This is a genomic window from Massilia aurea (assembly GCF_024753205.1).
Taxonomy (GTDB): Bacteria; Pseudomonadota; Gammaproteobacteria; order Burkholderiales; family Burkholderiaceae_D; genus Telluria; species Telluria aurea.
On sequence record NZ_JANUGZ010000005.1, the window covers coordinates 157,440 to 174,475 of the forward strand.

Annotated in this window: 18 protein-coding genes; 11 read left to right on the forward strand and 7 right to left on the reverse strand. The window is 61.9% G+C overall.

Features of this window, described 5'->3' with window-relative positions; translation table 11 throughout:
• Positions 1-33 precede the first annotated feature (33 nt).
• From NX775_RS19935 to NX775_RS19965, 7 genes are all read left to right on the forward strand, one after another.
• On the forward strand, positions 34-465 hold the full coding sequence (locus tag NX775_RS19935; RefSeq protein WP_258837545.1) for a hypothetical protein: 432 nt from the start codon (positions 34-36) through the stop codon (positions 463-465).
• Positions 466-1,575 carry a serine/threonine-protein kinase gene (locus tag NX775_RS19940; protein ID WP_258837546.1) on the forward strand — a complete coding sequence of 370 codons (1,110 nt, stop codon included), beginning with the start codon at positions 466-468 and terminating at the stop codon, positions 1,573-1,575.
• Positions 1,576-2,395: 820 nt separating this feature from the next.
• Positions 2,396-3,985, forward strand: a complete 1,590-nt coding sequence (locus tag NX775_RS19945) for an aspartate-alanine antiporter-like transporter (protein WP_258837547.1) — start codon at positions 2,396-2,398, stop codon at positions 3,983-3,985.
• Positions 3,986-4,053: 68 nt separating this feature from the next.
• The gene (locus tag NX775_RS19950) at positions 4,054-4,302 is read left to right on the forward strand and encodes a hypothetical protein (RefSeq protein ID WP_183551000.1); all 249 of its coding nucleotides are present in this window, start codon (positions 4,054-4,056) and stop codon (positions 4,300-4,302) included.
• Between the two features lie 42 nt (positions 4,303-4,344).
• Entirely contained in the window at positions 4,345-4,971 is a 627-nt protein-coding gene (locus NX775_RS19955; RefSeq protein ID WP_258837548.1) for an exopolysaccharide biosynthesis protein, read from the forward strand.
• 145 nt (positions 4,972-5,116) lie between these two features.
• Complete coding sequence (locus tag NX775_RS19960; protein ID WP_258837549.1) at positions 5,117-6,301, forward strand: GGDEF domain-containing protein; 1,185 nt, start codon at positions 5,117-5,119, stop codon at positions 6,299-6,301.
• A gap of 65 nt (positions 6,302-6,366) precedes the next feature.
• Entirely contained in the window at positions 6,367-7,263 is an 897-nt protein-coding gene (locus NX775_RS19965; RefSeq protein ID WP_258837550.1) for a Ppx/GppA phosphatase family protein, read from the forward strand.
• A gap of 3 nt (positions 7,264-7,266) precedes the next feature.
• On the opposite strand, the gene NX775_RS19970 is transcribed toward NX775_RS19965, so the two are convergent.
• A complete protein-coding gene (locus tag NX775_RS19970) occupies positions 7,267-8,352 on the reverse strand; it encodes an AI-2E family transporter (RefSeq protein WP_258837551.1) in 1,086 nt (361 codons plus the stop codon).
• A 305-nt stretch (positions 8,353-8,657) separates the two neighbouring features.
• Here NX775_RS19970 and NX775_RS19975 point away from each other — a divergent pair, with 305 nt between their 5' ends.
• Positions 8,658-9,140 carry a hypothetical protein gene (locus NX775_RS19975; protein ID WP_258837552.1) on the forward strand — a complete coding sequence of 161 codons (483 nt, stop codon included), beginning with the start codon at positions 8,658-8,660 and terminating at the stop codon, positions 9,138-9,140.
• Positions 9,141-9,161: 21 nt separating this feature from the next.
• On the opposite strand, the gene NX775_RS19980 is transcribed toward NX775_RS19975, so the two are convergent.
• From NX775_RS19980 to NX775_RS20005, 6 genes are all read right to left on the reverse strand, one after another.
• Positions 9,162-9,452, reverse strand: a complete 291-nt coding sequence (locus NX775_RS19980; RefSeq protein WP_258837553.1) for a hypothetical protein — start codon at positions 9,450-9,452, stop codon at positions 9,162-9,164.
• A gap of 171 nt (positions 9,453-9,623) precedes the next feature.
• Positions 9,624-10,268, reverse strand: coding sequence for an ABC transporter ATP-binding protein (locus NX775_RS19985; protein ID WP_258837554.1), 645 nt, complete (start codon positions 10,266-10,268; stop codon positions 9,624-9,626).
• Between the two features lie 38 nt (positions 10,269-10,306).
• Positions 10,307-11,116 (reverse strand): phosphonate ABC transporter, permease protein PhnE, encoded by an 810-nt coding sequence (gene phnE / locus NX775_RS19990; RefSeq protein WP_370660604.1) that lies wholly within the window; start codon positions 11,114-11,116, stop codon positions 10,307-10,309.
• Positions 11,113-11,943, reverse strand: a complete 831-nt coding sequence (locus NX775_RS19995; protein ID WP_258837555.1) for a PhnE/PtxC family ABC transporter permease — start codon at positions 11,941-11,943, stop codon at positions 11,113-11,115. The genes phnE and NX775_RS19995 overlap by 4 nt, the downstream gene beginning before the upstream one ends.
• Positions 11,944-11,945: 2 nt before the next feature.
• A complete protein-coding gene (locus NX775_RS20000) occupies positions 11,946-12,761 on the reverse strand; it encodes a phosphonate ABC transporter ATP-binding protein (protein WP_258837556.1) in 816 nt (271 codons plus the stop codon).
• A gap of 7 nt (positions 12,762-12,768) precedes the next feature.
• Positions 12,769-13,647, reverse strand: coding sequence for a putative selenate ABC transporter substrate-binding protein (locus NX775_RS20005; RefSeq protein WP_258837557.1), 879 nt, complete (start codon positions 13,645-13,647; stop codon positions 12,769-12,771).
• A gap of 210 nt (positions 13,648-13,857) precedes the next feature.
• On the opposite strand from NX775_RS20005, the gene egtD reads away from it, so the two are divergent.
• The 3 genes from egtD to NX775_RS20020 are packed head-to-tail and all read left to right on the forward strand — an operon-like array spanning position 13,858 to position 16,987.
• Positions 13,858-14,826 (forward strand): L-histidine N(alpha)-methyltransferase, encoded by a 969-nt coding sequence (gene egtD / locus NX775_RS20010; RefSeq protein ID WP_258837558.1) that lies wholly within the window; start codon positions 13,858-13,860, stop codon positions 14,824-14,826.
• Positions 14,823-16,049, forward strand: a complete 1,227-nt coding sequence (gene egtB, locus NX775_RS20015) for an ergothioneine biosynthesis protein EgtB (protein ID WP_258837559.1) — start codon at positions 14,823-14,825, stop codon at positions 16,047-16,049. The genes egtD and egtB overlap by 4 nt, the downstream gene beginning before the upstream one ends.
• Positions 16,046-16,987 (forward strand): YihY/virulence factor BrkB family protein, encoded by a 942-nt coding sequence (locus NX775_RS20020; protein WP_258837560.1) that lies wholly within the window; start codon positions 16,046-16,048, stop codon positions 16,985-16,987. The genes egtB and NX775_RS20020 overlap by 4 nt, the downstream gene beginning before the upstream one ends.
• Positions 16,988-17,036: the final 49 nt, after the last annotated feature.

Consider the following 17,036-nt stretch of genomic DNA (forward strand, 5'->3'; position numbering starts at 1 on the left):
AAATTATACCGAGCACATAATAAAAATGAAGTTGTGCCATTTTCAGGGGTGCTACGTAACCCTTACCTCTCGGTTTCTCGAAATCCTAGGGATTCTTCGATCGAACTTCATAGATTAGCTGATGACTGGTTTTTCTCCAAATTTAAAATTAGATTTAGAAGTGCTGCTTTATTTGGTAACGGAAATTCTAGTGTAGTTGCAAAATACGTAGATGCGGATCATCGTGCGATTTCTCTCATGCCGCGAGGAGAATTTACAATTTGCTACTCGCCGAACTGCGTAGATATGTATGAACATTTTAAAGCCATTGGTCGGCACCCATGGTCGCGTGAAAAGGTATTTGTTGAATTAGATTCTTTAGATTACATGGTTGGGAGTGATGAGTTGTGGGCCGGGGCATTGCAAAGTGGTTGTGAAATTATGATGTATGCGCAAGAATTTATATATCAACATGAGGAACTCTGAGTGACAAAATTCGATGACGTATTCGCGCCGCCCAGAGATGCTAAAGAGGCTGATGTTGAAAATTTTCTGCGAAGTATGGGGCTTTTAACTATCCTTGGTTACACATACATAAAAACATTATCTGGAGGTGGAACTAACTTTACTGCTGAATATGGCAACAGTGACAGAAGAGTCGTTGCTAAATTCTTTTTTTCAGGACCGGAAGGGCGTGGTGATAGGGCTTGCGATCGTGAGATAAAAATGCTGAAATTCATGGCGAAATTTTCAAGTGATGAGAGAAATGTTGCTCCAGAATTTATCGATGAGTTCAGTGCTGATAATGGAATGATTGTCGGATTTTTAATGAGCTTTGTTGAAGGGGAAAATCTCTGGCAAGTACTTGAAACTATGGCGCCTGGCGATATGGATTCTACACTTACTACCTTTTATCGAATTGGATGGGCGCGCCATAATTCGATGCGCGCGGCACAGGTGCATAAGGATCTTCATCCTGGAAATATAATTTTTGAAATGAGTAATGCAGAATGGAGCGAAAAGATAAGAAAATCTTCTATCGATAGCTCTTTCGTCCGAATACTGGATTTTGGCTCAGCTCTAATACCAATGCAATTTGAGTTTGAGGATTCATTTGATACGGAGTGGTTTTTGGATGCAGGCCGGACATTTAATGGCGCATTTTCTTGCGTAGCTCCGGAATTCTTCCTTCGAGACTTTATTGCGACCTTGAAAGGGTCTCAGGCTTTCGATTGTTGGGCAATGGGGCAGTTGTTATATCGGATATACACGGGTGAGTCTTTAAAAATTGCTGACTCGGTTGGTGAATATTGTGAGCTAATATACTCAAAAGCGTTAGATAGATTAATTTTCAGTCAAATATATGACAAGGTCGATAATGCAGGATTGAGATTTATAATTTCATCAATGTTAAAATGTAGAGTTGCAGAGAGAGTGAATCTTTTTAGTGCGATAGCATATATAAATTGCCTTCGAAATAAGGAGCGGGATGTAATTAAAATGAGTGAGTCAGAGTTAAGAAATTTTGTGTACACCCAGGGCTGCGATCGAGAATATGGGTTGCCGCCACATCAAAGATCTAATAGCGGCTACTAATTTGAATTGGAGTAATCTGAAATCTTTAAAATTTCTTAACAGGCTAATGCTAGCTTTTAGCTGCTCCAGAAAATTTTGGGCGTAATAAGTTGGATTTATGCTGTTTCACCATAAGCGATTGCTTGAAAGCTCCAGTCCGTCTCCGCCTGTCAATAATAAGTGAATTTTTACTCTTGTTCAAGTACACCTTAGAATGCAGGGGCCGAGTTTTCTCACCATCGCGCAAGTTGCCTATGTGAAAATCTTGTGTGTTTATACTTGTGTAAGTATCGAATTTTAAAATTCCCTGATTATGTTTGCAGTAAAAAGGCAGAGCTTGCTTGGAGCGCTATTGCAAAAATTTTTCGTGTCGGCGATCAGCTCTTGTCCATATATGTCTTACATTGTTGACAGAGAATTTAATTCTCAGATGCGATGCATTGATTGCTTGATAATCACTAATATGCACAATTCATGCCAACTTAAGATTTTTGAAGATTTTATATTATTCACCTGCATAGCACGATTATCAGATTTTGCTGATATATTGTGCTAGCGAGGCGTTTAAATTGGACTGCTATTAAAAATATAAAATTTTTAATGATCCTATCCGTATTAGCTTGAAATTCTAAAAATCTATTACGATCGCTTACTGTTGCTATTTTCGACTGGCAAGGGACTTTTGGAGTGGCAATGCGACTACAATAGCGAGTGCCTTGGGTACGATTTCTAATCATCAAACCATCGGGGAATAGTTTTATATGAACGCCATAAATATTTAACGTCGTATATTACACCCATGCCGTACACTGCATCACACACATGCAACCAGGCAAAGCCGATGACCGCCATCACCACGTTCTTCAGCCACCAGCCGATGTTTGCGCTGTTCTTCACCATCGCTGCGGGCTACTTACTGGGGGCGGTCAGCGTGAAAGGCTTGTCACTCGGTTCCGGCACGGTACTGTTCGTCGGCCTGGCCGTTGGCGCGGCTGTACCTGACCTGGTCTTGCCCGGCATGCTCGGCAACCTGGGCCTGCTGCTGTTCCTGTACGGCGTCGGCATCGCCTATGGCGCCCAGTTCTTTCGCGGCTTGACGACGCCTGACGGCATCAAGGCCAATCTGGCGGCGGTGCTGGCCGTCCTCACGGCGCTGGCGCTGGCGGTTGGCGTGGCGTGGCTGTTCCCGGTCTTTGCGCTGCCTGAATCGCTGGGCGCCTTCGCTGGCGCCGGCACCAGCACGGCGGCGCTGCAAGCGGCGCTGGCCGTGTTTGGCACGTCTGCCGCGACCGGGTATTCGGTCGCGTATCCGGTCGGCGTGGCCGTGCCGATCCTGCTGCTCGGGCTGTACAACGCCGTGTTCAAGCCTAAAACCGCCGCGCCGGCGTCGTCCGCGCTGCACCTGGAAGAAATCGACGTGGCCGAATTTTCCGTGCTGGGCATGACCCTGGCTGAAGCTGCGGCTCGCTTGCCCGACGGTGTCGCCATCGTTGCGCTGCGGCGCGGCGAGCACAATCTGGTCGCCGATAGCGCGATGCGCATTGAACCGGGTGACCGCTTGCTCGTCGCAGGCAATGACCAGGCGGTACTGCACGAAGTCGCCACGCGCTTTGGCCCGGCGCATCCGGGCGGCATGCTGCACGACAGGAGCGACCTCGACTATGACCGCTTTTTCATCTCCGCTGCCAGCATGGCCGGCTTGCCACTGAGCGCGCTGGCGCTGCCGGCCGGACTCAATGCCCGCGTCCTGCACCTTCGGCGTGGTGATGCCGACTTGGTCCTGAACCCGGGGCGCCTGCTCGAAATGGGCGACCGCGTCGGCGTGCTCGCGCCGCGCAGCAGCTTTCCCGCGCTGCGCAAGCTGTTCGGCGACTCGGTGCGCAGCACGGGGGAGGTGAGCTATATCGGGATCGGCGTCGGCGTGACGCTCGGGCTGGCGTTCGGCGCGATCGTCTGGCCGTTGCCGCTGATCGGGCAGTTCTCGTTCGGGTTTGCGGGGCTGCTGCTGGTGGCGCTGGTGCTTGGCTGGCGTCGTCGCAGCGGGATGTTCCAGTGGGCGATGCCGATCCCGGCCAACCTGGTCTTGCGCAATTTCGGCCTGACACTGTTCCTGGCGGTCGTGGGCATTTCGTCGGGCGCGACGTTTGCCGCGGCGATCGCCAACGATGGTTTGCTGTACCTGCTGCTGGGCAGTGCGATTGCGGCCACGCTTGTCGTCGTCACGATGGTCATTGCCTTGTTCGTGTTTCGCTTGCCGTTCGACAGCGTGGTCGGCATCGTGGCCGGCACCACGGGCAATCCCGCCATCCTCGCGTTTGCCAACCGGATCGCGCCGACGGACCGGCCCGACATCGGTTACGCGATGATTTTCCCGTCGATGACGGTGCTCAAGATCGTGCTGGTGCAAGTGATCGGCGTCGTGGGGCGGTGAACTTTTCACGTGTCCGCAATGCGCGCACCGTAAAATAGCGGTTTGATCGATCAAGCACGGATTATTTTATGGAACCAGCAGAGCAGCGTTATCTCGTCCGCCAGGACAAACGGTCGGACGACGGCAAGAAACCACCCGTCTTCGCAAAGGTCATGCGCAGCAAGGAAGGCAAGTTCGAAGGCGTCTCCTTCATCAAGAACAAGGAGAAAGCGACGATCATGACGATCGCGCAAGCGGACGAAGTCATTGCCTGGGCCACGACCAAGAAAGACAAAGCGGCCGAGTACGAGACCCGGATCATTTGCGTTGGCCAGTAAGCCACCCTGTTCGGCTATCCTAACGCACGACAAGACCACATCATGCACAGTGAACCACCCGTTTCCCAGCGCCTGCGCGCGCTGGTCCGCTCGATGCCGCGCACCGGCATCACCCTCAGTAAACTGATCCGCAGCGTCGGCAACGACGGCCTCCTGATCCTGGTGGCGCTGCTCACGCTGGTGTTCCTGATCCCGATTTCGATTCCGGGCGTGAGCACCGTGTTCGGCGCCGCGATCCTGCTCATCAGCGTCAGTCGCCTGATCGGCCGCGATTTGTGGATTCCCTCCAAGCTCGAACACCGCGTCATCGGCACGCGCAAGCTGCGTCCGCTGCTGCGCAAGGCGCTCTCGTGGCTCAAGAAGCTCGAGCGCGTCAGCAAGCCGAATCGCATCCAGTGGCTGGTCGCTGCCGGTGCGGTGGCCTTCTTCAACAACGCGGCCCTGATTCTGGGCGCGGTGCTGCTGATGATGCCGTTCGGCCTGATCCCGTTCAGCAATACGTTCCCGGCCGTGGCAATCCTGTTCCTGGCCATCGGCCTGCTGCAGCGCGACGGTGTCTGCATCCTGCTGGGTCACATCAGCAACGTCGTGACGATCATCTATTTCGGCGTGCTGATTGGCGGTGGTGGCCTGGCTGTGCGTGAACTGGTCAACCGCTTCGTTGGCTGACGGTACTGTTGGCTTGTTGCAAGGTAGTTCTTTCTGATAAGCTGGTCCTCAGCCGCCCGTGCGCCGTCTGCCGGCCCCCAGGCGCGAATCAATCCCCCCGCACCCAGGCCTGCGAGCCTGGTGCCGGCACCCCGGAACGCCGAACATGAGTAACAACATGCCTATGCTGGATGCGTCGACGATGGTGCTGGTGCTCGCGCTGGGCAACCTGGCCCTGTGCGCGCTGCTGACTTTTTTCAATCACGGCCCCGTGCGCGCCCCTGCGATGACGTTCTGGAGCCTGTCGAAACAGATCCAGGGCGGCGCCTGGCTGCTGCTGGCGCTGGGCGATTCTGGCGTGGTGCCGGCCCCGATCTCGATTCCCGGTGGCTATGCGCTGCTGTTTGCCGGCGTGGCGATCGAGTCGGGCGCTTCGTGGGAAGCGGCGCGCCGGCCGGCCTGGCGCACCCCGACCCTGATTCTGGGCGGCGTGGCCGTCCTCGTGTTCTTCCTGTGCTACCTGATCGACGAAGAAGGCTTGCGCAGCGTGGCCGCATCGCTCCTGCTGGGCGCGTTCTACCTGTCCGGCTCGGTGGCGCTTGGCTGGCGCTGGCGTGATGCCAGTCTGCTGCAGCGCTTCCTGTCGCTGGCCACAGGGGCGCTGGCGCTGGTGGTCGCGGCGCGTGGATTATCTGTGCTGCTGCTGCCACGTGGCTGGGGCTGGCTCTCGAACGATCTGCTGAGTCAATTCTCCAGCGGCGCCCTTTACCTGCTTCTGCTCGGCAATGCCTTCGGCGTGCTGCTCTTGACCCGCGAACGCCTGCAGGACACGCTCGAGCGGCTCGAAACCATCGATCCGCTGACCGACGCGCCGAACCGGCGTGGTTTCTTCCAGCTGCTCGCCCCATGGCTGGCGCTGGCGCGCCGGCCCGGCCTGCCGACGGGGCTGATCGTGTTCGACCTGGATGGCTTCAAGCGCATCAACGACAGCTACGGCCATCCGGCTGGCGACGTCGTGCTGCACCAGATGGTCGCGCTGTGCCGGCGCCAGTTGCGCGACAGCGATCAGCTGGGGCGGGTAGTGGGCGTCGAATTCGCCGTCCTGCTGCCGCGCACCAGCCTCGATGAAGCCGTGATGGTGGCCGAGCGCATCCGCGCCGCGATCGACACGACCCCGGTCAAGAGCGAGCGGGCGATGATCAAGCTCACGGCCAGCTTCGGCGTGACGACGATCCGGCCCGAAGACAGCACGACATCGCTGTTCCAGCGCGCCGACGAGGCCATGCAGCAAGCCAAGCGGGCCGGGCGCAATCGCGTAGCGCCTGCCAGCGAAGCAGTCGCCGATATCTAGTCGCGGGCGCGCCTCGCAGCATCATGTAATGCGCCGGTCACGGTGGCCGCTTATGCTCATGCGCCATGCCGACCATCGATCAGGAATCACCCATCTATGCCGCTGTCGAGCTTGGCTCGGACAGTTTTCGCCTGCACATCGGCCGTTTCAATGATGGCGTGCTCGAACTCGTCGCGACCATGTGCGAGAGGGTCGAGCTGTCGGCGTCGCTCGACGAAGACGGCATGCTCGACAGCGCGGCGCTGCGGCGTGCCCTGGCCTGCCTGGCGCAGTTCCGGAGTGCGCTCGACGCATGGAAGCCGCACGCCGTGCGCGTCGTCGCCACCGCAGCCCTGCGCATGGCGCGCAATGCTGCCTTGTTCTTGCCGGCGGCCGGGCGCGCGCTCGGTTACCCGGTCGACATCATCGCGGGCGACGAAGCCGGGCGCCTCGTCTATCTGGGCGTGGCCAATACCCTGGGCGCAGCCGACCCTGCGCCGCGGCTCGTGCTCGACATTGGCAGCATCTCGACGGAGCTGGTGATCGGGGAGGGCGCCACGATCCGGCGCATCGAATCGTTCGCGCTCGGCGCGGTGCGCCAGAGCCTGACGTTCTTCGCGAACGGGCAGATTGACGCGGCCGGCTTCGACGCCGCCGTGCGCTCGAGCCGCAGCCGCTTCGCTGAAGCAGGCTTCGGCGCACGCGGCTGGGCCATGGCGTATGGGGCGTGCGGGACGGTGCGTGCGCTGGCTGGCCACGCGCACCGGGGCGGGAACGCGGGCACGCCGCTCACACGGGCCGATCTCGCCGGTCTGCGTGATGCCTTCATCGCCACCCGCCAGGGCATGCACCTGGCCGGCGGGCTGGCACTGCTATATGGCTTGATGGAAGAACTCGAGATTGCGGCAGTCACGCCGGTGGCGGCCGGTCTGCGCGTCGGCGCGCTGTGGGACCTGCGCCAGCGCGCCGGGGCCGCTGTGTGACCGCTAGCGGATCCCCTGGGGATCGTTTAAAGGTTCCAGCGCCACCGGGGCCAGTACCAGCGGCGCCGCCGGCGTGCTGTCACGCAGCCAGCCGAACAGGATCGCCATCATCAACGGGCCGACGAACAGGCCGATGACGCCCAGCGTCGACACGCCGCCCAGCAGGCCAAACAGCACCGCCAGGAATGGCAGGTTCACGCGCTTGCCGATCAGTTTCGGGCGGATGAATTTATCGACCAGGAACAGCTCGACCGCACCCCAGGTGAACAGGCCCAGCGCCTCGGCCGAATTGCCCTGACCGAACAGCAGCAGCGACACCATCGTGAACGACAGCGGCGCGCCGCCCGGAATCAGGGCCAGGTAGCCGGTGATCACGCCCAGCAGCACCGGGGCCGGCGCGCCGGCGATCCAGTAGGCCACGCCCAGCACGATGCCTTCCAGGATCGCGATCGAGCCCAGGCCGAGTGCCGTGCCGCGCACCGACAGCGGCAGCACGCGGCGCAGTTTCGCGTACTGGACGGGCGCCAGGCGCTGGCCGGCGCCGTCGATGTAATGCATCACGGCCGCGCCGTGCAGGTACAGCACGAACAGCGTCAGGAGCGTCAGGAACAGGTACAGCGCATTGGCCAGGATGGTCGAGCCCCAGACGCGCGCCGTATCGGTCAGATGCGGCATGAAGTCGCCCAGGGTGGTGCGCACGAGGGCGTTCAGGCCGCCCGGCACGGCCAGGTGCTCGAGCCACCAGGTGACGGCCGGTTCGGCCACCAGCGGCAGGCCGGTCAGCCAGGCCGGTACCGGCACGCCGGTCTGGTTGAAGCTGATGAGCAGGCGCTGCAGGCTGGCCAGTTCGCTGCTGAGCGTGTGGAACAGCAGGACCGACGGACCCACGAAGCTGACGATCAGCAGAATCAGCATGAAAGCGGCGCTGGCCAGCGGTGGCCAGCCGCGGCGCAGCATGCGCTGGTGCAGCGGCCACGTGATCACGGCCAGGAGGCCGGCCCACGCGATCGAGCCGAGGAAGTGCTGGAGCAGCAGGGCCAGCGCGGTGGCAAACAGCACCGGCAGGATCCATTGAGTCTTGGTGCGCATACTGGCCTGGGTCGGGTTCATAAATTACTGGGGTGCGCAGGGGCCAGCGAGACAAAGCTCGCGGCGCCGACAAGTTTACAGCAGAGTCGTCGCCTTGGCAGGATAATTCAGGTGTACCTCCTGCAAAAGAGGAGTTTGCCGAAGCTTTACTTCGGAAAAACAGAAACCTCGCTCTATGAAGCCCCTATTGTCACCCGGATTGGCGTCGGCTGCCGGCGGGACGTCTTTACCCAGCCTGCATTCCTGTCCGACAGCATACTGCCAAATCGTTTATATTGTTTGCCTTCTCAACGACGGAGCGGCCCATGCCCCGCACACCTGCCGCCAAATCAGCATCCCGCGCCGCGCCTGCGGCTGCGAAAACCACCAGGGTTGCCAAGCCCGTGAAGGCTGTCGCCAAGCCCGCCAAGCCCGCCGCAAAAACCAGCGTGAAGTCGGTGGTCAAGTTGGCCGCCAAGGCGCTGGCCAGCAGCCCGGCCCGCAAACCCGCCGCGCCACGCGTTGCCGCCAAGCCTCCGGTGGTGCCGATGGTGCCGATCGTCGAACGTGCGCCCGCGGTAGAAGCGCGCCCGGCACTGGTGCGCGACAGCTTCACGATGCCGGAAAATGAGTATGCAGTGCTGCTGGAAGTAAAACAGGCTTGCCTGCGCGCCGGTGTCGACGTCAAGAAGAGCGAATTGCTGCGCATTGGCGTGGCCCTGCTGGGCCAGCTCGACGTCGCGACCTTGCAGGGCGTGCTGGCGGCGCTGCCCCAGCTCAAGACCGGACGGCCACCGGCACAGGAATGACGGCCAGGGCGTCGCGCACCGTCAGTGGAGCGCCGCGGCGCTGCTGAGTTCCTTGAGCTCGCGGATCGGGATGTTCGATTTTTCGTGCATGCGCAATAGGATCGTCGCGCCGACATTGAGCTTGCGATGGCGGATTTTGCTGATGATCGGTGGTTGCACTTCCAGCACGCGGCACAGCTCCGCGTCATTCTTCAACTGCATGCGCTCGATCAGTGTGTCGAGCAGCATGTTGGGCACGAAGCTCGACGGCTCCAGCTCGCGCGCTCGTTGCATCGCTTCGAGCAATTCCTGTTTTTTCTGGCGTACGGTCATGTCAATTCTCCCTGATGAAACATGATTCAGGACAGACCGGTCGTTCTGGATAATCCTTGCCTTTTTTGACAGCTGTTTGCGGCAGGTCGTTGCGATATTACTACGATTGCGTCGCGCACGCGTCGGGTCGTTTAACTAATTTCGCCGTAATCGAGCGTTTCTGCTCGGAACTTACGCTAATTTCAGGCCCGAGTGGGTCAGCAGCAGGACCTTGTCGGCCATGGCGGCCGCGGCGTGGGAGTGGGTGACCATGATGGCGCCGGCGCTATGCGCGCGCGTCTCGTCGCGCAGCAGTTGCAGGATGCTGCCGGCAGTCTCGGGGTCGAGGTTGCCGGTTGGTTCATCGGCCAGCAGCAGGGCCGGGCGGTGCACGAGCGCGCGCGCAATCGCCACACGCTGCATTTCGCCGCCCGACAGCTGGCGCGGGAAGTCGCCGCCGCGCCCGTGCAGCCCGACCGCGTCGAGCATCGCATCGGCGCGCTCGAGTGGCGCCTTGTTCAGCAGCAGGGGCAGGGCGACGTTCTGGCGCAGCGTCAGGTGCGGCAGCACGTGGAAAGCCTGGAAGATGAAGCCCATGCGGGTGCGGCGCAGGCGCGTGGCGGCGTCGTCGTCGAGGTTCGAGATCGGCGTGCCGTCGATGATCACGCGCCCGCCGTCGGGCGTGTCCAGACCCGCAATCAGGTTCAGCAGCGTCGACTTGCCGACGCCCGATTCGCCCATGATCGCGACGAATTCGCCGGCTTTGAACACGTGCGAGAGTTCGGCCAGCACGGTGCGGCCGCCATACGATTTGGTGAGCTGGTCGAGTTCGAGCATCGGGTGAGGTGTCCGCAAGTAGGGTTAGCGCATCAGTATCAACGCATCAGGGCGCGGCGCAGCGCATAACTGGCCGCATCGACCAGGGCCACCAGCACCAGCATCGCGATCACGACCGTGGCGGCGCTGGGCATCTGGAACAGCGACAGGTGGTACTTGAGCATCTGGCCCAGGCCCCCGGCCCCGACCACACCCAGCACCGCCGCCGCGCGGATATTGTTTTCCCAGCGGTACAGCGTGTATGACAGCATCTGCGGCAGCGCCTGGGGCAGCGTCGCGTACAAAAACGCTGCCAGCGGCCGCACGCCGTTCGTGCGCAGGCTTTGCTCGGCGTGCGGCTCGATGTTTTCCAGCGCATCGGCAAACAGGCGCCCCAGCACGCCGGCCGTGTGCGCGGCCAGCGCCAGCGTGCCGGCCAGTGGCCCCAGGCCGGCCAGCACCAGCAGCACTGCGGCCCACACCAGTTCGGGGATCGAGCGCAGCACATTGAGCACCAGGCGCGTTACGGCGCGCGCCGCGCGGCCCATGCGCCCGGCGCCGGCCAGCGCCAGCGGCATGGCGACGAGCGCCGCCAGGATGGTGCCGATGGCCGACATGGCCAGGGTTTCCCAGAACGCGACGAGTGTCTTGGCCAGAAACGCCGGCGCGGTGTCGGGCGGCGCGAAGCCGGCCAGGAATTCGGACGCCGAATCGATCGCTTCGCGCGTGAAGAAGGCGCTCCATTGCAGCGGCAGCGAGGCAAAACTGGCGACAATCAGCGCCAGCAGGCCGGCGAGTATGAGCCAGGTGCCGGACTGGCGTGGCGGCGGGGCGGGGATCGCAGTGCGCGGGGAGTTATCCACCTTCATCCGATCCTCCGGCGCAGCAGTTTTGACACCAGGTCGGCGCCGGCCACCAGCAAGACGAACATGATGAGCATGGTCGCCACTTCACCGCCGGCCATCATCTTGGTCGATTCATCCAGCCGCTGGCCCAGGCCGCCGGCGCCGACAAAGCCCATCACGGCCGAGCCGCGAATCGCGCATTCCCAGCGATACACAGTGTACGACACGAGTTCGGCGCTGGCATCGGGCAGGGCGCCATACAGCAGGGCCGGCAGGCGCCCGCTGCCATTGGCCAGCAGGACGTCGGTGGCATGTGCGTCGGAAGATTCGAGGATTTCGGCATACACCTTGGCCAGCATGCCCGAATACGACAGCGCGATCGCCAGCACTCCGGCCGTCGGCCCCAGGCCGACGATGCGCACGAACAGCAGCGCCCACACCAGCTCGGGCACGGAGCGCAGCACCATCAGGATCCAGCGCAGCACTTGGCGCACGACGCCGGCGAGCGGACGGATGCGGCCCGTGCCCAGGCGCGAAATCGACAGGCGCTCGCTGATGACGAAGGTAGCGGGAATGGCGACGATCAGCGCCAGCGTCAGGCCGGCGGTGGCAATCGCCACCGTCTGCCAGGTCTCGCGCAGCACCATCGCCAGGAAGGCGGGATCGGTTTCGGGCGTCAGAAAATCACGCAGGAAGCCGCCGGCCGCGCGCAGGCTTTGCGCGTCGAACAGCAGCCATGGTTTGAATTCGGCAGCGACCAGCAGCGGATACAGCAGCAGGACGAAGACGACGGCGCCCATCAGGCGCGCGCGCCAGGCCGGATCGGGATGAAGTACTGCCTTGCTCGTCATGCCTAGAAACAGGCGCCGACGGCGATTTGTGCGGGCGTGTCGTGTGGCGGCGCCACGTGCGGCTCGACGTGTTCGTTGGCGTACAGCTCGGCGATCATGGTGTCGGTGACCTGCTCGCGCGGCGCGTCGAACACGATGCGCCCGTCGCGCAGGCCCACCAGGCGGGCAAACTGTTCACGCGCCAGATCCACCTGGTGCAGGCTGCACACCAGCGTGGCGTTGCGCTGGGCGGCTTCCTGGCGCAGCGTGGCCAGCGTGTGACGCGCGAGCGCCGGGTCGAGCGCTGAAATCGGCTCGTCGACCAGCAAGGCTTCGGCATCGGACAGCAGCAGGCGCGCCAGGCCGCAGCGCTGGCGTTCGCCGCCGGAGAGGCGGTCGACGCGTGCATACAGCTTGTCGCCCAGTGAAAAAAGCGACAGCGCAGCATGCGCCGCGTCGGGGTCTTGCGGGCGCACGAGCGAGGTCAAGGCCTGCCACAGCGTCCAGTGCGGCAAGCGCGCCGCCAGCACGGCCGTGACGACGCGCTGGCGCGCCGGCAGTGGCGGTGTCTGCGGCGCCAGGAACAGGCGCGCACGCAGCCGATGGCGCGCGGCATGCGGCAGGTGCCACGGCTCCTGGCCCAGGATCTCCAGCGTACCTTCGCTCGGTTGATGGGCGCTGGCCAGCGTGGCCAAGAGCGTAGTCTTGCCGGCCCCGGACGGGCCGATCAGGGCAACCTGTTCACCGGCGCCGATCGTGAGGTCGAGCGCGTGCAGGGCAGCCGCGCGGCTGCCCGTCAGGTGGCGCACGGTCACGCCGCGCAGGCGAAAGGTCGCCATCGTACGATTACTTCAGCAGACCAGCGTTTTTCGCTGCCGCTTCGATCGCGCCGTAGTTGGCGGTCTTGGTCGGCACGAAGCGGGTCGCGCGCTGCAGCTCGAGGATTTCCTTGCCCTGCGGGGTCGAATCGTCCAGCGCCAGGAAGGCGTCGGTGATTTTCTTTTTGAGGGCCGGGTCCATGTCGGTGCGCACGGTCCAGTTGTAGTCGAAGTAGCCAGGGGTCGTGTAGAACACGCGCACTTGCTTCGGATCGACCTTTTTCGCCTCGACCAATTTTTCCCAGACCGAGATGTTCAGCGCGCCCGCATCGACCTTGCCGCCGGCAACGGCAGCCACGGTGGCGTCATGCGCGCCCGAGAAGGCGATGCGCTTCAGGTCGGTGTCCGGATTGATCTTGGCGCCCAGCAGGAACGAGCGCGGCATCAGGTGACCCGAGGTCGACGATTCCGAACCGAAGGCCAGGGTCTTGCCCTTCAGGTCTTCCAGCTTGTTGATGGTTGGCACGGTGGTGATGAAGACCGAGCGGAATTTTTCGTCTTCCACGCGCTGCACCAGCGGGGTGACCTGGCCCTTGCTTCGCACATTCGCCTGCACAAAAGTAAAGCCGCCGAACCAGACCATGTCGATCTTGCGGTTGACCAGGCCTTCCACCGAAGCAGCGTAGTCGGTCACCGGAGTGAATTCAACCTTCAAACCCGTGGCCTTGGCCAGGTAGTCGCCCAATGGCTTGAACTTGCGCTGCAGTTCGGTCGGCGATTCGTCGGGAATGGCCGAAACACGCAGCACGCCGTTGCTCTGTGCGTGGGCGGCGCCCGCGATCAGCATCGTGCCGGCAGCGGCGGCGCACAGGGTTTTGAGAACGTGACGGCGGAAGGACAGGGTCATGGTGGCTCTTGTCTAAAAAGTAATGAAACGAGGCTGACCCGGGGGGCAGCACGCTTGGCGTGAGGCAGACTAGGCGAATCCGGGGAATCCGCTATGATAGCTAAAACAGCAATACACAGAGAAATAAACAAAGAAATACCAGAACTACGCGAAGCAAAACTCACAGGCCATCTCGCATGGTGCGTCGTGGCGGCACGAATGATAAACCCTATGCTGACATCCTGTACACCTGAAGACGTCGCGGCGCCCCGTCACAGCGCGCACGAAGCCGACGAACTGCACACCGGTCTGCAGGCGCCAGCCGCCTGGATCTCCCCCAAATACCTGTATGACGCGCTTGGCTCGAAACTGTTCGAAGCGATCTGCGAACTGCCAGAGTATTACCCAACGCGCACCGAAGCGTCGATTTTTGAGCGCTATGGCGCCGAAATCGCCCGTTCCGCGGGCACCGGCGCGACCCTGATCGATCTCGGCGCCGGTAACTGCGCCAAGGCAGCGGCGCTGTTCCCGCTGTTACAGCCGGCGCAGTACGTGGCGATCGACATTTCCACCGACTTCGTCCACGACGCCTTGGCGCGCCTGCGCCAGCGGTTCCCGCAGATCGCGATGGAAGCGCTGGGCATGGATTTCTCATCAAGCTTCGAATTGCCGCCGCAGGTCAATGCCGGCCGGCGCCTGTTCTTTTATCCGGGCTCGTCGATCGGCAACTTCACGCCGGACGAAGCGCAGGGCTTTCTCACGCGCCTGCGCGCGCAGTGCGGCAACGATGGCGGCGTGCTGATTGGCATCGACCTGGCCAAGGATGCCGCCACGCTCGACGCCGCGTACGATGACGCGCTGGGCGTCACCTCGGCCTTCAACCTGAATTTGCTGCGCCACGTGAACCGCCTGATCGACGCCGACTTCGACATCAAGGGCTGGCAGCACCGGGGCGCCTACAACGCGGCCATGGGCCGCATCGAGATGCACCTGGAGGCGCGCAGCGCGCAGACCGTGCACTGGCGCGGCGGCGAGCGCCGCTTCGAGGCGGGCGAGCGCATCCACACCGAGAACAGCTACAAATACCAGCAGGCCGACGCGATCGGGTTGCTGGAACGCTCCGGTTTCGAGGCCACGCGCGTCTGGACCGATCCGCAGCGCTGGTTCGCCGTGATCCACGCACAGGCGATCGCATCATGAACATGATGCGCGATGACAGCTTGCCACGCGCTTTTGCGCAGGTACGTACCCGTTCTCTGCAACTGGCCGAGGGCTTGTCCGACGAAGACTGCGTCGCGCAGTCGATGCCGGACGCCAGCCCGATGAAATGGCATCTGGCGCACACGACGTGGTTCTTTGAAACCTTTATCCTTGAGCCGCGCGAAGCCAATTTCGCGCCATTTCATCCGGCGTTCCGGGTGTTCTTCAATTCGTACTACAACGGCGTGGGCAACAAGCATCCGCGTGCCCAGCGGGGGCTGCTGACGCGACCCGGCATGAGTGTCGTCAGGGACTACCGCGCGAATGTCGACCGCCGCATCGCCGATCTGCTGGCCGGCGGCATCGACGAGACGCTGGCCACGCTGATCGAACTGGGCCTGCAGCATGAACAGCAGCACCAGGAACTGATGCTCACCGACGTCAAGCATTTGCTGGCGCAAAATCCGCTGTACCCGGCGTATGCGACGGACGCCATGGCGCCGTCCGCACCGGCCGAGCCGCTGGCCTGGCTCGATTTCGAAGGCGGCCTGGCCGAAGCTGGTTATGGCGGCAAGGGCTTTTGCTTCGACAACGAATTGCCGCGCCACCGCACCTATGTGGCGCCGTTCGCGCTGGCCTCGCGCCTGGTCACCAATGGCGAATACCGCGCGTTCATCGAGGCGGGCGGTTACCGCGATCCGGCGCTATGGCTGGCCGAAGGCTGGGACCGCGTCAATAGTGGCGAGATTACCCAGCCGCTGTACTGGGTGGAGCAGGCCGATGGCTGGTACGAGTTCACGCTGCACGGCCTGCAACCGCTCGACGACGAGCGGCCCGTCACGCACGTCTCGATGTACGAGGCGGATGCATTCGCCCGCTGGTCGGGGGCGCGCCTGCCAACCGAGTTCGAATGGGAATTCGCGGCGCGCCAGGCCTGCCTGGGCAGCGGCCCGGCCCATCATCCGGACGCCGCCAGCGGCGCCGGCCTGCAACAGATGTTCGGCGCCTGCTGGCAATGGACCAGCAGCAGCTACGCACCGTATCCCGGCTTCGCCCCGGCGCCGGGCGCCATCGGTGAATACAACGGCAAGTTCATGATCAACCAGTATGTCTTGCGCGGCTCGTCCTGCGCCACGCCAGGCGGTCACGCACGGCCCAGCTACCGCAACTTCTTCCCGACAGGCGCGCGCTGGCAATTTTCCGGCATTCGCCTCGCCCGATGAGTCGTCGGCGTGACTGGACGGCGCGCCTGAAGGATCAGCGCGCCAATGTCTACATCCTGAATCATCCGCTCAAGTTCACGCTGCAAGTCCTGAAGGGGTTCCGCGCCAACCAGGGCTTGCTGCTGGCGGGCGCCGTGGCCTATTACGCGCTGCTGTCCATCGTGCCGTTTTTGATGCTGGTGATGGTGGTGCTGTCGCACTTCATCAACCCCGCCGAGTTGCTGGAAACGCTCAGCCGCTATCTGCAATTGCTGGTGCCGGGACAGTCGGCGCCGATCGTGGCCGAGGTGGCCCACTTCCTGGAAGACCGCCAACTCATCACCTGGGTACTGGCGGTGACGATGCTGTTCTTCAGTTCGCTTGCCTTCACGGTGCTGGAAAACGCGATGAGCGTGATCTTCGTGCACCGCGTGGCGATCCGGCGCCGGCATTACCTGGTGTCGGCCGTGCTTCCGTACTGCTACATCCTGGCGCTGGGCGTGGGCATCATGGTCGTCACGCTGGTAGCGGGCGCGCTGCAGGTCATGGGGCGCGAAAGCGTATGGCTGTTCAACTATGAATGGTCGCTGAACGGCGTGTCCGGTGCGCTGCTGTATCTGCTGGGGCTGATCGGCGAGATTCTCGTGCTTACGTCGATCTACCTGGTGATGCCGGTGGGCCGGCTGTCGATATGGCACGCCGCCATCGGTGGCGTGACGGCGGCGCTGCTGTGGGAAGCGGCGCGTCACATTCTGGTCTGGTATTTCTCGACGCTATCGCAGGTGAACCTGGTGTATGGCTCGATGACGACGGCCATCGTCGTCATGTTTTCGCTCGAGATCGCAGCCACGCTGCTGCTGCTGGGCGCGCAGGTGATCGCGGAGTACGAGCGGGTCGGCCTGGTGCCCGACGATGCGGCGCAAGACCCAATGACAACGGCGCCAGACGCAGCCCGGTAAGTTCCGGGTGCTCCTGGCGCCGTTGGGGGCGCTACTGGCCAGCCGCTAG

Bases quoted from the DNA above. Each gene is read 5' to 3' on its own strand.
- NX775_RS19945 (WP_258837547.1), top strand. From the start codon at position 2,396: ATGACCGCCATCACCACGTTCTTCAGCCACCAGCCGATGTTTGCGCTG.
- NX775_RS19950 (WP_183551000.1), top strand. From the start codon at position 4,054: ATGGAACCAGCAGAGCAGCGTTATCTCGTCCGCCAGGACAAACGGTCG.
- NX775_RS19955 (WP_258837548.1), top strand. From the start codon at position 4,345: ATGCACAGTGAACCACCCGTTTCCCAGCGCCTGCGCGCGCTGGTCCGC.
- NX775_RS19960 (WP_258837549.1), top strand. From the start codon at position 5,117: ATGAGTAACAACATGCCTATGCTGGATGCGTCGACGATGGTGCTGGTG.
- NX775_RS19965 (WP_258837550.1), top strand. From the start codon at position 6,367: ATGCCGACCATCGATCAGGAATCACCCATCTATGCCGCTGTCGAGCTT.
- NX775_RS19970 (WP_258837551.1), bottom strand. From the start codon at position 8,352: ATGCGCACCAAGACTCAATGGATCCTGCCGGTGCTGTTTGCCACCGCG.
- NX775_RS19975 (WP_258837552.1), top strand. From the start codon at position 8,658: ATGCCCCGCACACCTGCCGCCAAATCAGCATCCCGCGCCGCGCCTGCG.
- NX775_RS19980 (WP_258837553.1), bottom strand. From the start codon at position 9,452: ATGACCGTACGCCAGAAAAAACAGGAATTGCTCGAAGCGATGCAACGA.
- NX775_RS19985 (WP_258837554.1), bottom strand. From the start codon at position 10,268: ATGCTCGAACTCGACCAGCTCACCAAATCGTATGGCGGCCGCACCGTG.
- phnE (WP_370660604.1), bottom strand. From the start codon at position 11,116: ATGAAGGTGGATAACTCCCCGCGCACTGCGATCCCCGCCCCGCCGCCA.
- NX775_RS19995 (WP_258837555.1), bottom strand. From the start codon at position 11,943: ATGACGAGCAAGGCAGTACTTCATCCCGATCCGGCCTGGCGCGCGCGC.
- NX775_RS20000 (WP_258837556.1), bottom strand. From the start codon at position 12,761: ATGGCGACCTTTCGCCTGCGCGGCGTGACCGTGCGCCACCTGACGGGC.
- NX775_RS20005 (WP_258837557.1), bottom strand. From the start codon at position 13,647: ATGACCCTGTCCTTCCGCCGTCACGTTCTCAAAACCCTGTGCGCCGCC.
- egtD (WP_258837558.1), top strand. From the start codon at position 13,858: ATGCTGACATCCTGTACACCTGAAGACGTCGCGGCGCCCCGTCACAGC.
- egtB (WP_258837559.1), top strand. From the start codon at position 14,823: ATGAACATGATGCGCGATGACAGCTTGCCACGCGCTTTTGCGCAGGTA.
- NX775_RS20020 (WP_258837560.1), top strand. From the start codon at position 16,046: ATGAGTCGTCGGCGTGACTGGACGGCGCGCCTGAAGGATCAGCGCGCC.